This is a genomic window from Streptomyces sp. NPDC104831, assembly GCF_055583025.1.
Genome location: NZ_JBVJOT010000007.1, coordinates 42533 through 56150 on the forward strand (window position 1 = coordinate 42533; position 13618 = coordinate 56150).

A 13618-nucleotide genomic window follows, 5' to 3' on the forward strand; every position below is an offset into this window, starting at 1 on the left:
TCCTTGGTTTGAAGAGGGGTTCCGGTGATCAGTGGAGGCCGGTGTTGCGGGCCGTCCCGATCGCCACGTAGAGACTCGCAAACCTCGGCGACGGATACAACCCCTTCCGGAAAGTTTTTTTTGATTCCTCGGTGTCGACTAGGTCACAGCCGTACTTCCATGGGGTGGATCCTGGCCTAAACGTTCGAGTGAAAGGACTTTTGCCCGTTCCGCTCACACAATCACACGCAGTGCACGGCGTACGCCTGTGAACGTCACGCTCGTGCGCAGCCCGAGGTGGTCACCGTCCATCTGGAGGGGCAGCGGCACCTTCGAATGCAAGGTGAACCGATCCAGATCATGGAGGGAGAACGCGTGCTTGCCGTGCGGTCCGCGCTCGGGGGACGAAGTGAGCAACTGGGTGCCATACCGGGCAACCGCGGCCGTCGACAGGCGGCTGAGACCCAGCACGTCGATGCCGGTGTCGAACGACGCCTTGGGCGACGTGTACATGGGGCGGTTGCCGAGATACGTCCACGGCGACGTGTTCGAGACTATGGCGACGACGAGGTCCTCCACGGGATCCGCGCCGGGCCGTTCGAGGGTGATCGTGCCGTTCCGGCGGTTGGGCTCGCCCAGGAACTGCCGGACCACCTGCCGGACGTACAGGGCGTGCGTCGACTTCTTCCCGCGCTCGCGCTGCTGCTCGACCCGGCCCACCACGCCCGCGTCGAAGCCGAGCCCGGCGTTGAAGGTGAACCAGCGGGCCGGCACCGCCTCGTCCTCGCTGCCCGGCGGCCCCGACGTCAGCCCGAGTCCGACGATCCGCTCGGTGCCGTCGCGCAGCGCGTCCAGCAGCGCGCCGGTGGCCTCGACGGGATCGTTGGGCAGGCCCAGGGCCCGGGCGAAGACGTTGGTGGACCCACCGGGGACGACGGCCAGACCGGGAAGGTGCTCCGGGTCCGGGCCGGCGTGCAGGAGGCCGTTGACGACCTCGTTGACCGTGCCGTCGCCGCCGAGCGCCACCACCAGGTCGATGTCGTCGCTCTCCGCCGCCTGCCGGCCGAGGTCGCGGGCGTGGCCGCGGTACTCGGTGGTGACCGCCTCCAGCTTCATCTCGCTCGCCAGCGCGTGGATGAGCACATCACGTCTGCGTGCGCTTGTGGTGGTAGCCGCCGGATTGACCACGAGAAGTGCACGCATGCATGGCAGCGTACCTACTGGGGGGTATTCGGCCCAGACCGAGGTAGGGGTCCGGTAAGAAGCGGGGACGTGAGCCTGGCCACGCTCGCCGGGCGCGTCCCGCCGGGTCCCGGGCCGCCGCCGGGGCGTGACGGCTACCCTTCAGGGGTGAGCAGTCAGCAGAACCCCGCCCCCGCCACCGCCGAGCCGGCCGCGGCCGAGGGGCCTCGTCCGCGCCGGCTGACGTACGCGGCGGTGCTGGCCGCGCTGGAGGGCGCCGTGCTGGTGGCCGGCGGCCTGTGGGTGCTCGTCCGCGGGGTCACCGGTGAACCGGACGACCGCCAGCAGGCCGTGACCCTCGGCATCACCCTGATCGTGCTCGCGCTGCTGCCGCTGCTCGCCGCGCGCGGGCTGCTGCTGCGGCGCGGCTGGAGCCGTGGACCCGCGGTGATCACCCAGCTCATGGCGCTCCCGGTGGCCTACAGCCTGGTCCAGGCCGACAGCATGGCCATCCCGGCCGGTGTCGCCCTCGCCGCGGTCGCCATCGCCGCGCTGGTCCTCCTCGTCAACGGCGAGACGACCCGGGCCCTCGGGATCAAGGGGCCGGGCCGGGCCGAGTAGGAACCGCCGGCGGGGCGCACGAGGCAGGGCTCACGGGCCGACCGGGATGGATCCACGGGGGCGGGGGCCACGAAGCGGGGCCGGGGTTCACCGCGCCGGGCGGGCGGCCGGGCTCACTCCTCCACGAGGAGCTTCTCCCGCAGCTGGGCCAGGGTGCGGGCCAGCAGCCGGGAGACGTGCATCTGGGAGATGCCGACCTCCTGCGCGATCTGCGACTGGGTCATGTTCCCGAAGAAGCGCAGCAGCAGGATCCGTTTCTCGCGCGGCGGCAGGTCCTCCAGCAGGGGCTTGAGGGACTCGCGGTACTCCACGCCCTCCAGCGCCTCGTCCTCCGCGCCCAGGGTGTCGGCGACCGCCGGCGACTCGTCGTCCGTGTCGGGGACGTCCAGGGACAGCGTGGAGTACGCGTTCGCCGACTCCAGGCCCTCCAGGACCTCCTCCTCCGAGATGGCCAGCTTCTCGGCCAGCTCGTGCACGGTCGGGGACCGGCCGTGCAGCTGGGACAGCTCGGCCGTCGCGGTGGTCAGCGAGAGCCGCAGTTCCTGGAGCCGGCGCGGCACGCGGACCGCCCAGCCCTTGTCGCGGAAGTGCCGCTTGATCTCGCCGACGACGGTCGGGGTGGCGTACGTGGAGAACTCCACCCCGCGCTCGGGGTCGAACCGGTCGACGGACTTGATCAGACCGATCGTGGCGACCTGGGTGAGGTCGTCCAGCGGCTCGCCGCGGTTGCGGAAGCGGCGCGCCAGGTGCTCCACGAGCGGCAGGTGCATACGGACGAGCTGATTGCGCAGCTCCGCGTACTGAGGGCTGCCGTCGGGCAGCGAGCGCAACTGGACGAACAGCGCCCGCGCCCCGCTGCGGTCCTGGGCGTCGTGCTGCACGGCCCGCACGGACTCCGTGTCCGGCGTCTCGTCCTCGGCGTGTCGCTCGTGCTCGCTCATCGTCCCGCCCGTACCCCTTCCACGAGCCCTCGCCCCCGCGCGGACGGTGGACGCGGCGCCGTCGTGTGCCGTCGGCGGCGTGCCCTGTCCGGCAGCGTCACCGTCGGCCCGCGCGGAGCCGCCCTCCGGGTGGGACCTGGCCTGCTCGGGGATGCCGTCGATGCCGTCCGCCATGCGCCGGGATCCCTCCCGGGGGTCGGCCCCGGAGGTCTCGGCGTCACCCGACCAGGGGGCTCCCCCGTCCCCGGTCGGCAGCTCCCGTGTGCCGCGCTCTTCGTCCCGCACCGGCCCGTCCCCGTTCCTCACGCCGGCCCGGGGCCGACGCCACGCTGTTTGTAGAGACTGATCGACACCGTCTTGTCCTCGTCCACGGCGGACGAGACCTTGCCCGCGAGGGCCGACAGCACGGTCCAGGCGAACGTGTCCCGCGAGGGGGCGTGGCCGTCCGTGGTCGGCGCCGACACCGTCACTTCCAGCGAGTCGTCGACGAGGCGGAAGACACAGCTGAGCACCGAGCCGGGCACGGCTTGCTGGAGCAGGATCGCGCAGGCCTCGTCCACGGCGATGCGCAGATCCTCGATCTCGTCCAGGGTGAAGTCCAAGCGGGCCGCCAGACCGGCCGTGGCCGTCCGCAGCACCGACAGGTAGGCACCCGCAGCCGGCAGCCGGACTTCCACGAAGTCCTGGTTCGCCGCGGGCTCGCCTGCGATCTGGGACACCCTCACCTCCATGGTGGTACAAGCTTTACGGGGGCCGAGAGTCGCCCCCCGGGGTAACGCGTACGTGGTTCAAGCGGTGACGCTATCGCGCTCCGAACATTCCTGTCCCCGGGACCCCAACCCCCTGGCGTCACTCACAGTAAAACTCCGGATACGCTCCGTGTCTAGAGGGTGGGTGGGCCCAAATGGGAAGAGCGCGCGCCGGATTGACGTACCCAGACGTCAGATGCTCGAACCGTCGTGCGGAAGCCGCCACAAGCAGTGTCACACGAGCGCGGGTCATACGAGCACGTGGTCCACGAAGCACCACCGCCAGTCCTCGCCGGGTTCGAAGGTCCGCATCACCGGATGCCCGGTGCGCGCGTAGTGCTCCGTCGCGTGCCGACCCGGCGAGGAGTCGCAGCAGCCGACGTGACCGCAGGTGAGGCACAGCCGCAGCTGCACCGGGTGGGTGCCGTCCCGCAGGCACTCCGGGCACGTCCCGGCGAGCGGCTCCGGTTCCGGGTGCGGCAGCGCGTCGGCGTGCGTGCACTGTTTCATGATTGCCAGATTACGACTTGTGTGCGGATGACCGCGCGGAAAAAGAGGGTGGGCGAGGACCTTGGACGTAATGCCCCTGCTGTTGCTGGTGGCGGGCAGCGCGGCGGTGGCCGCGGCCGCCCGGCGCACCCCCGCGCCGGCTCCGCTGCTGCTGGTCGCCGTCGGCCTCGCGGTCTCCTACATCCCCGGCGTGCCGTCCTACACCCTGGACCCGCACGTCGTCCTTCCGCTGCTGCTGCCCCCGCTGCTGTACACCTCGGCGAGCGACAGCTCCTACCTCGACCTGCGGGCGCAGCTGCGGCCGGTGGCGCTGCTCTCGGTCGGCTACGTCCTCTTCGCGACCGTCGTCGTCGGCTGGGCCGCCTACGCGATCGTCCCCGGGCTGCCGCTGCCCGCCGCGCTGGTGCTGGGCGCGGTGGTGGCGCCCCCGGACGCGGTGGCCGCCACGGCGGTCGCGCGCCGGGTCGGCCTGCCCTCCCGGATCACCACGATCCTCCAGGGCGAGTCCCTGCTGAACGACGCCACCGCGATCACCGCCTACAAGGTGGCACTCGGCGCCGCCGTCGGCGAGGGCGCCACCTGGGCGGGCGGCATCGGCGAGTTCGCGCTCGCCGCGGTCGGCGGGGTCGGGATCGGTCTGGTCCTCATGGCGCCCCTGCACTGGCTGCGCACCCACCTCACCGAACCCCTGCTGCAGAACACGCTGTCGCTGCTGATCCCGTTCGTCGCCTACGGGGTCGCGGAGCAGTCGCACGCCTCCGGTGTGCTCGCCGTCGTGGTCGTCGCCCTCTACCTCGGTCACCGCGCCTGGGAGGTCGACTTCGCCACCCGGCTCCAGGAGGAGGCGGTGTGGAAGATGGTCGCCTTCGTGCTGGAGTCGGCGGTGTTCGCCCTGATCGGCCTCCAGCTGCCGATCGTCCTCAAGCGGCTCGGGGAGTACGAGGGTCCTGCCGCGGCGTGGTACGCGGTCGCCGTCTTCCTGGTCGTCGTGGTGGCCCGGTTCGTCTGGGTCTACCCGGCCACCTTCCTGCCCCGGCTGCTGTCGGCGCGGATCCGCGCGCGCGAGGAGAACCCCACGTGGCGGGGCGCGATGGTCACCTCGTGGGCGGGCATGCGCGGGGTGGTGTCGCTGGCCATCGCCTTCGCCATCCCGTCGACCATGGCCGACGGCCCCCGCAACCTGATCCTCTTCCTGACCTTCACCACCGTCATCGGCACGCTCGTGGTGCAGGGCGTGACACTGCCGCCGCTCATCCGGCTGCTGCGGTTCCCCGGCCGCGACCGGCAGGCCGAGACCCTCGCCGAGGCCAACGCCCAGGCACAGGCGTCGCGGGCCGCCGAGGCCCGGCTCGACGACCTGCTCTCCGACGAGCGCAACGCGCTGCCGCCGCCGCTGGTCGACCGGCTGCGGATCGTCCTGGAGCGCCGCCGCAACGCCGTCTGGGAGCGGCTCGGCCAGGTCAACCCGGTCACCGGCGAGTCCGTGGACGACACCTACCGACGGCTGTCCCGGGAGATGATCAGCGCCGAGCGCGAGGTCTTCGTCCGGCTCCGCGACCACCGCTACATCGACGACGAGATGCTGCGCGCCCTGCTCCGGCGCCTGGACCTGGAGGAGGCGGCGGCCTTCAGGGAGGCCGGTTAGCGGTCCGGGACGGTTTCGGCGGGCTCCGGGAACGGCCGCCCGGTGACGACGGCGGCGATCGTGCTCCCGCGCGCGAAGGCGCCCTCTTCGGCGAGGGCGACGAGTCCGTACAGCAACTTGGCGACATAGAGACGTTCCACCGGCAGCCCGTGCCGCTGTTCGAAGTCGCGTGCGAAAGCCTCCAGTTCGGGCGTGGTGCGCGCGTACCCGCCGCAGTGGAAGCGCTCGTCCAGGGACCAGTCGCCGGTACGGGCGCCGAAGGCACGTTCCTGCAGGGCCTGTACGTCGGCTTCCAGGAAGCCGCCCTTCAGGACCGGTATGCCGAGCGCGCGCTCCCCGGCCGCCAGACCGGCGGCGAGGCCGGCGAGGGTGCCGCCGGTGCCGCACGCGACCGCGACGACCCCGGCCCGGCCGCGCAGCTCCGCGCCCAGCGCCCGGCAGCCGCGCACCGCCTCGGCGTTGCTGCCGCCCTCGGGGACGACGTACGCCCCCTCGGCGCCGGCCGCGCGCAGGATCCCGGCCAGGGTTTCCGGCTCGGTTTTGCGGCGGTACGTCGATCTGTCGACGAAGTGCAGCCGCATGCCGTCGGCCGCGCACCGGGCCAGGGACGGGTTGAGCGGGCGGCCGGCCAGCTCCTGGCCGCGCACCACGCCCGTGGTGGGCAGGCCCAGCAGCCGGCCGGCGGCGGCGGTGGCCCGCAGGTGGTTGGAGTAGGCCCCGCCGAAGGTGACCAGGGGCCGGCCGCCGGCCGCCGCGATGTTCGGCACCAGCTTGCGCCACTTGTTGCCGACGAGGTGGGGGTGGATGAGATCGTCCCGCTTGAGCAGCAGCCGGAGCCCACGGCGTTCGAACCGGCCGTCCCGCACCTCCTGGAGGGGCGAGGGGAGGCGGGGAGCGAGCGGGCCGGGGCTGGTCACGGCTCCATTGTCGCCGGGGCGGGCGCCCGGGCGCACCCGCCGCCGGGCCCGGCGGCACGGCCGGCGGCAGGCGGACCCGCGGCCGGCTCGGCCCCCGGGTGCCTAGCCCTTCAGCCGTTCCCGCACCCGCCGCCTCAGCGAGCGCATCGTGAACCCGCGTGGATCCACCTTCCCCGGCTGCCACTCCAGGTGGCCGATGACCGACCGCTGCGTCCAGCCGTGGCGGCGGCACAGTGCCGCGGAGGCCCGGACGATCGCCTCCAGCTGCTCGTCCGGCCACGGGTCCTCCCCGTCACCGAGGTTCTCGCACTCGAAGCCGTAGAAGTGCCGGTTGCCGTCGGTGTTCGCCTCGTTGTCCGGCGGCAGTCCCTTCTCCGCGATCACCGCTCGCAGTACCTCGTCGTCGCCGAGCCCGGCGTGGTTGGTGCGGCCGTAGCCGACCAGGTGGACCCGGCCGTCCTTGGTGATCACGCCGTGGCACAGCGGGCCCGGCAGGTCCGGGTGGCCGTCGCGGCACAGCTCCACCGTCCGCTCGCCGCCCCGGGTCACCGTGTGGTGGATCATCACACCGTGCACGGGCCCCCAGGGGCCCATGTGATCGCGGTTGTGTTCCCGCCAGTCGCCGACCTCGACGACCGTCACGCCCTCGTCCCGGAGCGCGTCCAGGAACTCGCTCGCCGACATGGGTGGGGCCATGCCCGACTCCTTCGTGCCGTGCCCGTCCGGCCACGCGGCGCGGCCGGATGTCCTGCCTGCTTCTACCGAAACCGGACGACCCGGAACACTTCGTTCGTACGGTGTGCGAGCCGATCCGGACAGCGGCGGAAGCCGTGGGAGCCGGAGCGAAGTCCCTCTTTCTGCCCGGTAATCCGATGATCCATTCCCGCTCTTTCGGGTAATGGCGCGGACACGGCGCGTGCTGGGAGGCTCGGACGTGAGACCGGTGCCCGGTGCACTGCGGCACCGGGCATACATGGGAGGGCATTACTTTATGTCGGTAGGCGAAGAGGTCCGCACCGATCCGGACAGGCCGCAGCAGTCCCTCGGGACGGCGGCAGCGCGGAACCTGGCCACCACCACCAAGTCCGTACCGCAGATGCAGGAGATCAGCTCCCGCTGGCTGCTGCGCACGCTTCCCTGGGTCGACGTCCAGGGCGGCACCTACCGGGTGAACCGGCGGCTCACCTACTCCGTCGGCGACGGCCGCATCACCTTCGTGAAGACCGGGGACCAGGTCGAGGTCATCCCGAACGAACTGGGCGAGCTGCCGGCCCTGCGGTCGTACGAGGACGAGGAGGTGCTCACGGAACTGGCCCGGCGCTGCCGGCAGCGCGAGATCGCGCCCGGCGAGGTGATCGCCGACTTCGGCCACCGGACCGACGTGGTGTACCTGCTCGCCCACGGCCGGGTGGAGAAGATCGGCACGGGTCCCTACGGCGACGACGCCGTCCTCGGGGTCCTCGCCGACGGCGCCTACTTCGGCGACCAGGCGCTGCTCGACCCGGAGGCCATCTGGGAGTACACCGTCCGCGCGGACACCGCGACCACGGTGCTGGTCCTCAGCCGGCAGGACTTCCAGCAGATCGCGGAGCGCTCCGACTCGCTGCGGGCCCACCTCGAACGGCTGCGCTCGATCCCCCGGCAGCGGACCAACAAGTACGGCGAGAAGGAAGTCGAGCTGGCGGCCGGCCACTCCGGTGAACCCGACATCCCGCACACCTTCGTGGACTACGAGCCGCGGCCCCGCGAGTACGAACTGAGCATCGCCCAGACCGTCCTGCGCATCCACTCGCGCGTGGCCGACCTCTACAACCAGCCGATGAACCAGACCGAGCAGCAGCTGCGGCTCACGGTCGAGGCGCTGAAGGAGCGCCAGGAACACGAGCTGGTCAACAACCCCGAGTTCGGTCTGCTCAGCAACTGCGAGTACGACCAGCGGATCCAGCCGCACGACGGCGCGCCCAGCCCGGACGACCTGGACGAGCTGCTCAGCCGCCGCCGGGGCACCAAGCTGTTCCTGGCCCACCCGCGCGCGATCGCCGCGTTCGGCCGCGAACTGAACAAGCGGGGCCTGGTGCCGGAGACCATCGACATCGGGGGCAACCGCATCCCCACCTGGCGCGGGGTGCCGATCTACCCGTGCAACAAGATCCCCATCAGCGCGGCCCGTACGACCTCCATCATCGCCATGCGCACCGGCGAGTCCGAGCAGGGCGTGATCGGTCTGCGGCAGTCCGGCATCCCGGACGAGATCGAACCGAGCCTGTCCGTGCGCTTCATGGGCATCAACGAACAGGCGATCATCAAGTACCTGGTGACGGCGTACTACTCGGCCGCCGTTCTGGTGCCCGACGCGCTCGGTGTCCTGGAGAACGTCGAGATCGGCCGGTGGAGGTGACGTTTCCGCACGTAGCGGCCGTGTCTCCGGCCGCCGGGACGGGTAGGCCCTCGGGGAACGCGTCCGGGCGGCCCGGTGACACCGGCTCGCCCGGACCTGGCGAGGGGGAGGCATGGCCGAGTACATGACGGAGACCGACGAGCGCGCCCCCGGTGTGCCGGACGCCGGCACGGCGGGGGAGCCCCGGGAGACGACCGGGGCCGCCGGTCCGCTCGACGGGCAGGAGGCGCTGGCGCAGCTGGAGCGCACCCGGGCCCTGGTCTATCCGGAGCTGCGCGCGGCCGTGGAGTCGCTGCCGGGCGCCATGCGCCGGATCGGGCTCTACCACTTCGGCTGGCAGCACGCCGACGGCACACCGGCGGCGGGCAACGCGGGCAAGGCGATCAGACCGGCGCTCGTGCTGGCGGCGGCCGCGGCGCTCGGCGGGCCGGCGGCCCGGGCGGCGGCGGTCCGGGCCGCCGCGGCGGTCGAACTGGTCCACAACTTCACGCTGTTGCACGACGACGTGATGGACCGGGACACCACCCGCAGACACCGGCCGACGGCCTGGACCGTGTTCGGGGACACCGACGCGATCCTCGCCGGGGACGCCCTCCAGGCGCTGGCCCTGCGGCTGCTCGCCGAGGACCCGCACCCGGCCTCCGTCCAGGCCGCGGCCCGGCTCGCGGCCTGTGTGGTGGAGCTGTGCGAGGGCCAGCACGCCGACACCGACCTGGAGCAGCGCGCCCCGGACGCGGTGACCCTGGACGAGGTGCTCACCATGGCCGAGGCCAAGACCGGCGCACTGCTGGGCTGCGCCTGCGCGGTCGGCGCGCTGTACGCGGGAGCCGGCGCGGAGGAGGTGGCCGCGCTGGACGGCTTCGGCCGCCAGGCCGGGCTCGCCTTCCAGCTGATCGACGACGTGATCGGCATATGGGGAGACCCGGGGCACACCGGCAAGCCGGCCGGCGCGGATCTCGCCGCCCGCAAGAAGTCCCTGCCGGTGGTGGCGGCACTCACCTCCGGCACGCCGGGGGCGTCCGAGCTGGCCGCGCTGTACGCCAAGCCGTACCTCGGCGAGGAGGCGGAGGCCGGGGAGATCGCGCGTACGGCCCTGGCGGTGGAGCGGGCCGGCGGCCGGGACTGGGCGCAGGCCGAGGCGGCCGACCGGATGGCCCGGGCCATGCAGGAACTGGCCCGCGCGGTCCCCGACCCGGAGGCGGCGGGCGGCCTGCTGGCGCTCGCCGAGTTCGTCACCCGGCGCACCAACTGAGGGCCGCCGCCCGGCGGCCGAGGAGAACCCGGAGTTCCCGGCCCGTGTGGCTCCTGACCCCGCACGGCCGTCGGGGGCTCCGGTCAGGCGGCCCCGCACACCCCCACAGTGTGCGGGGCCAACGCTTCCCGTGGGGCGGGATGCGACGAGGCCGCCTACGCTGAGGTCATGGCCAGCGAGGAACCCGTCTGTCCGGTCTGCGGGCAGCCGGTGGAGAAGGTCGTCAAGCGGCACAAGACGCTGGGCGCCTGGGTGCCGGTCTGGGGCCCCGGCCCGTGCCGCGACCCCGACTGCGAGGCGTACACCGGCTCCGGCGGCCCCGGCACGGAACGGTCCGCCGAACCCGTTCGGGGCCCGGCTCCCGGCCCCGGCCGGTCCGCCGGTGCCGGGGACGGCGGCGGCCGCGCGCCCGGGAGGCCCCAAGGCCGCGCACCGGGCGGCCGGTGGCGGGGGACGCCGTAGCGTGGGCGCATGCCGAAACTGCCGTACATCCTCCACATCACCGAACGCTCCCTGTGGGAAGCGGCGCGCGAGCGAGGTGTCTACGAACGCTCCACCCGGGGCCGCAGCCTCGAGGAGGAGGGCTTCATCCACTTCTCCAGCCGTGAGCAGCTGCCGGGCGTCGCCGCGTTCCTCTACGGCGGCTACGACGGCCCGGACGAGCTGGTCGTCCTCGTCGTGGACCCCGCCCTGGCCGGGGCGCCGGTGCGCCACGAGTCCGCCGAGCCGGGCGGGGAGGAGTTCCCGCACCTGTACGGTCCGCTGCCGGTTCAGGCCGTGGTGAACGTGGAGCCCTGGGGCTGAGCCGCCCGGCGGCCCCGGACCGGACCGGCCGCCGGGTCAGGACGCCGGGCGTTCGAGGAAGCGGAGCTGGTTGCCCGCCGGGTCCCGGAAGGCGCAGTCCCGGACCCCGTACGGCTGGTCCATCGGCTCCTGGAGGACGTCGGCGCCGGCCTCCCGCACCCGCTCGTACAGCGCGTCGCAGTCCGGGGTGGTGAAGATGACCCCGCGCAGCAGGCCCTTGGCGAGGAGTTCGTTGAGGGCCTGCTTGTCCGCCGGAGAGGCGTCCGGGCTCGCGTCCGGGGGCTCCAGCACGATCTCCACGTCCGGCTGGAGCGGGGAGCCCACGGTCACCCAGCGCATCCCCTCGAAGCCCACGTCGTTGCGGATCTCCATGCCGAGGACATCGCGGTAGAAGGCGATGGCCTTGTCGTGGTCGTCCACCGCGAGGAAGCACTGCGCGAGTTTCACGTCCATGGGCCCACCCTAGAGCGAGCCGCCGCGCCGTGCCTCAGTACGGACGGCGGCGCGGCCGGGTCAGCCTGCGGGCCACGCAGGGCGGGATCGCCGCGCTCTCCTCGTGGTCGCGGGCCCGGTAGGCGCTCGGTGTCTCGCCGACCAGCTCGGTGAAACGGGAGCTGAAGGAGCCGAGGGAGGCGCAGCCGACGGCGAGGCACACCTCGGTGACGGTCAGGTCGCCCCGGCGCAGCAGCGCCTTGGCGCGCTCGATCCGGCGGGTCATGAGATAGCCGTACGGCGTCTCGCCGAACGCCTTGCGGAAGCTGCGCTGGAAGTGGCCCGGGGACATCAGGGCGTCGCGGGCCAGCTCGGTCATGTCGAGCGGTTCGGCGTACTCCCGGTCCATGCGGTCGCGCACGCGCCGCAGCCGTCTCAGATCCTCCAGGACGCTCACCCGCCCAGCTTCGCACAGCACCGCCCGGCCGGGGCGGGAAGTCGCCGAGGGGTCTCGCGCCCCGCCGGAAAGCACCGCACCCGGCTCGCGGTGGCGCGGGCCGGGTGCGGGGGAGGGGCGGGCGGTCAGGCCTGCTTGGTCTCCCAGAAGATCTTGGCGATCTGCTCGATGTAGTCCAGGGCCTTCTGGCCCGTCGCCGGGTCGGTGGACGCCTTGGCGGCCGAGAGGGCCTTCAGGGCGTCGTTGACCAGCTGGTGCAGCTCCGGGTACTTCTCGAAGTGCGGGGCCTTGAAGTAGTCGCTCCACAGGACGGAGACGTGGTGCTTCGCCAGCTCGGCGCGCTGCTCCTTGATGACGGTGGCGCGGGCCTGGAAGTGCGGGTCGGCGTTGCCGGCCATCTTCTCCTGGACGGCCTTCACCGACTCCGCCTCGATGCGGGCCTGGGCCGGGTCGTACACGCCGCAGGGCAGGTCGCAGTGGGCGCTGACCTTGACCTTGGGGGCAAACAGGCGGGAAAGCATGGAGCATTCCTTCCTCGTGATCGTCTTCTCAGGTGCGACATTACTCCCTGAGGAACGCGATTTCTCGGCTGCCCCCTAGGGCTTAGGACAAAAGTCCAGGGTGAGACTGAGACTGGTGGAGGAACGGACCGGGGAGGTGCCGGGGATGCCGGAACTGTCGCAGGAGACCGAGCGGGGGAGGGCGGTGGCGCCCTTCGGGCTGGCAGAGGTGACCGGCCCGTCCATGGTGCCCACGCTGCACCACGGGGACCGGTTGCTGGTGCGGTACGGGGGCGCGGTGCGGCCCGGTGACGTGGTGGCCCTGCGCCATCCCTTCCAGCAGGACCTGCTGGTGGTCAAGCGGGCGGTGGAGCGGCGCGACGGCGGCTGGTGGGTGCTCGGGGACAATCCGTACGCGGGCGGGGACAGCACGGACTACGGGGTGGTGCCCGAGGAACTGATCCTGGGCAAGGCGCTGTTCCGGTTCCGGCCGGCGGGGGCCGGTCAGCGGTCGCCGCTCGCGCTGCTGCGCTGGGCGCTCTCGGCGGCCCGGCCGCTGCTGCCGGACCGGTCGGCCTCCAGGCGCTTGCGGGCCCGGTAGGCGGCCACGTTGGCGCGGGTGGCGCAGCGGTCCGAGCAGTAGCGGCGGGAGCGGTTGGTGGAGGTGTCCAGGTAGGCGTTGCGGCACGGGGGCGCCTGGCACAGGCCGAGGCGGTCGACGCCGTACTCGGTGAGGTGGAAGGCGAGGCCCATCGCCGCTATCGCCGCGTAGCCGGCGGTGGCGTTGGAGGGGTGGTCGGCCAGGTGCATGTGCCACAGCGGCCGGCCGTCGTCGTCGCGGTGGTCGTGCCCGGAGATCTGCGGGCTGACCGGGAACTCCAGCAGCAGTGAGTTCAGCAGGTCCACGGCCAGGGTCTCGTCGCCCTGGTCGGCGGCCTCGAAGACCGCGCGCAGCCGGCCCCGGACCGAGCGGAAGCGGGTGACGTCGGCGTCCGTGGCGCGGCGGGCGGCCGACGCGTTGACGCCGAAGAGGTCGCGGACGGCCTCGACCGTGGTCAGGGTGTCCTTGCCCCGGGCCGGCTCCTCGCTGTTGACGAGACGTACGGCGTAATCCGAGTAATAGGCCAGTTCCACTTGTAGTCCTTACGAGGGCGTCTTATGGTCGTGTCTGCGGTCGGGTAAGAGCCGGTCGTGCTTCCAGGGTATTACGCGAATCCGAGGGGAGTCGGTG

17 protein-coding genes are annotated in these 13618 nt (G+C 72.5%); 7 read left to right on the forward strand and 10 right to left on the reverse strand.

Going from position 1 to position 13618, the window contains the following annotated elements; genetic code table 11:
* Nucleotides 1-213: 213 nt before the first annotated feature.
* Entirely contained in the window at nt 214-1182 is a 969-nt protein-coding gene (locus ACZ63H_RS07040; RefSeq protein WP_469862810.1) for a diacylglycerol/lipid kinase family protein, read from the reverse strand.
* Between the two features lie 147 nt (nt 1183-1329).
* Between ACZ63H_RS07040 and ACZ63H_RS07045 the strand changes: the two genes are divergently transcribed.
* The gene (locus ACZ63H_RS07045; protein WP_469862811.1) at nt 1330-1782 is read left to right on the forward strand and encodes a hypothetical protein; all 453 of its coding nucleotides are present in this window, start codon (nt 1330-1332) and stop codon (nt 1780-1782) included.
* A gap of 113 nt (nt 1783-1895) precedes the next feature.
* On the opposite strand, the gene ACZ63H_RS07050 is transcribed toward ACZ63H_RS07045, so the two are convergent.
* The 3 genes from ACZ63H_RS07050 to ACZ63H_RS07060 form a co-directional block, all read right to left on the reverse strand.
* The gene (locus ACZ63H_RS07050; RefSeq protein ID WP_469862812.1) at nt 1896-3008 is read right to left on the reverse strand and encodes an RNA polymerase sigma factor SigF; all 1113 of its coding nucleotides are present in this window, start codon (nt 3006-3008) and stop codon (nt 1896-1898) included.
* A gap of 17 nt (nt 3009-3025) precedes the next feature.
* The gene (locus ACZ63H_RS07055; RefSeq protein WP_030609825.1) at nt 3026-3442 is read right to left on the reverse strand and encodes an ATP-binding protein; all 417 of its coding nucleotides are present in this window, start codon (nt 3440-3442) and stop codon (nt 3026-3028) included.
* 279 nt (nt 3443-3721) lie between these two features.
* Nucleotides 3722-3982: a UBP-type zinc finger domain-containing protein gene (locus tag ACZ63H_RS07060; RefSeq protein ID WP_318201455.1), complete on the reverse strand. Its 261-nt coding sequence runs from the start codon at nt 3980-3982 to the stop codon at nt 3722-3724.
* Between the two features lie 61 nt (nt 3983-4043).
* Here ACZ63H_RS07060 and ACZ63H_RS07065 point away from each other — a divergent pair, with 61 nt between their 5' ends.
* Entirely contained in the window at nt 4044-5627 is a 1584-nt protein-coding gene (locus tag ACZ63H_RS07065; RefSeq protein WP_469862813.1) for a Na+/H+ antiporter, read from the forward strand.
* Here the strand turns inward: ACZ63H_RS07065 and ACZ63H_RS07070 are convergent.
* Both ACZ63H_RS07070 and ACZ63H_RS07075 read right to left on the reverse strand, forming a co-directional pair.
* Nucleotides 5624-6544, reverse strand: a complete 921-nt coding sequence (locus ACZ63H_RS07070) for a 1-aminocyclopropane-1-carboxylate deaminase/D-cysteine desulfhydrase (protein ID WP_469862814.1) — start codon at nt 6542-6544, stop codon at nt 5624-5626. The genes ACZ63H_RS07065 and ACZ63H_RS07070 overlap by 4 nt on opposite strands.
* Nucleotides 6545-6646: 102 nt before the next feature.
* A complete protein-coding gene (locus tag ACZ63H_RS07075; RefSeq protein WP_469862815.1) occupies nt 6647-7240 on the reverse strand; it encodes an N-acetylmuramoyl-L-alanine amidase in 594 nt (197 codons plus the stop codon).
* 295 nt (nt 7241-7535) lie between these two features.
* On the opposite strand from ACZ63H_RS07075, the gene ACZ63H_RS07080 reads away from it, so the two are divergent.
* From ACZ63H_RS07080 to ACZ63H_RS07095, 4 genes are all read left to right on the forward strand, one after another.
* Entirely contained in the window at nt 7536-8942 is a 1407-nt protein-coding gene (locus ACZ63H_RS07080) for a family 2B encapsulin nanocompartment shell protein (protein ID WP_469862816.1), read from the forward strand.
* A 112-nt stretch (nt 8943-9054) separates the two neighbouring features.
* Nucleotides 9055-10194 carry a family 2 encapsulin nanocompartment cargo protein polyprenyl transferase gene (locus tag ACZ63H_RS07085; protein WP_469862817.1) on the forward strand — a complete coding sequence of 380 codons (1140 nt, stop codon included), beginning with the start codon at nt 9055-9057 and terminating at the stop codon, nt 10192-10194.
* A gap of 168 nt (nt 10195-10362) precedes the next feature.
* Nucleotides 10363-10656 (forward strand): hypothetical protein, encoded by a 294-nt coding sequence (locus ACZ63H_RS07090; protein ID WP_469862818.1) that lies wholly within the window; start codon nt 10363-10365, stop codon nt 10654-10656.
* 9 nt (nt 10657-10665) lie between these two features.
* Nucleotides 10666-10998, forward strand: a complete 333-nt coding sequence (locus tag ACZ63H_RS07095) for a DUF952 domain-containing protein (RefSeq protein ID WP_469862819.1) — start codon at nt 10666-10668, stop codon at nt 10996-10998.
* 36 nt (nt 10999-11034) lie between these two features.
* Here ACZ63H_RS07095 and ACZ63H_RS07100 read toward each other — a convergent pair whose 3' ends face one another.
* The 3 genes from ACZ63H_RS07100 to sodN form a co-directional block, all read right to left on the reverse strand.
* Nucleotides 11035-11451, reverse strand: coding sequence for a VOC family protein (locus tag ACZ63H_RS07100; protein WP_469862820.1), 417 nt, complete (start codon nt 11449-11451; stop codon nt 11035-11037).
* Between the two features lie 34 nt (nt 11452-11485).
* Nucleotides 11486-11839 (reverse strand): helix-turn-helix transcriptional regulator, encoded by a 354-nt coding sequence (locus tag ACZ63H_RS07105; protein WP_469862924.1) that lies wholly within the window; start codon nt 11837-11839, stop codon nt 11486-11488.
* A 173-nt stretch (nt 11840-12012) separates the two neighbouring features.
* Nucleotides 12013-12408: a superoxide dismutase, Ni gene (gene sodN, locus ACZ63H_RS07110; protein ID WP_318201445.1), complete on the reverse strand. Its 396-nt coding sequence runs from the start codon at nt 12406-12408 to the stop codon at nt 12013-12015.
* A 145-nt stretch (nt 12409-12553) separates the two neighbouring features.
* Here sodN and sodX point away from each other — a divergent pair, with 145 nt between their 5' ends.
* On the forward strand, nt 12554-12988 hold the full coding sequence (gene sodX, locus ACZ63H_RS07115) for a nickel-type superoxide dismutase maturation protease (RefSeq protein WP_469862821.1): 435 nt from the start codon (nt 12554-12556) through the stop codon (nt 12986-12988).
* Here the strand turns inward: sodX and ACZ63H_RS07120 are convergent.
* Nucleotides 12892-13521 carry a CGNR zinc finger domain-containing protein gene (locus ACZ63H_RS07120; protein ID WP_467933587.1) on the reverse strand — a complete coding sequence of 210 codons (630 nt, stop codon included), beginning with the start codon at nt 13519-13521 and terminating at the stop codon, nt 12892-12894. The genes sodX and ACZ63H_RS07120 overlap by 97 nt on opposite strands.
* Nucleotides 13522-13618: the final 97 nt, after the last annotated feature.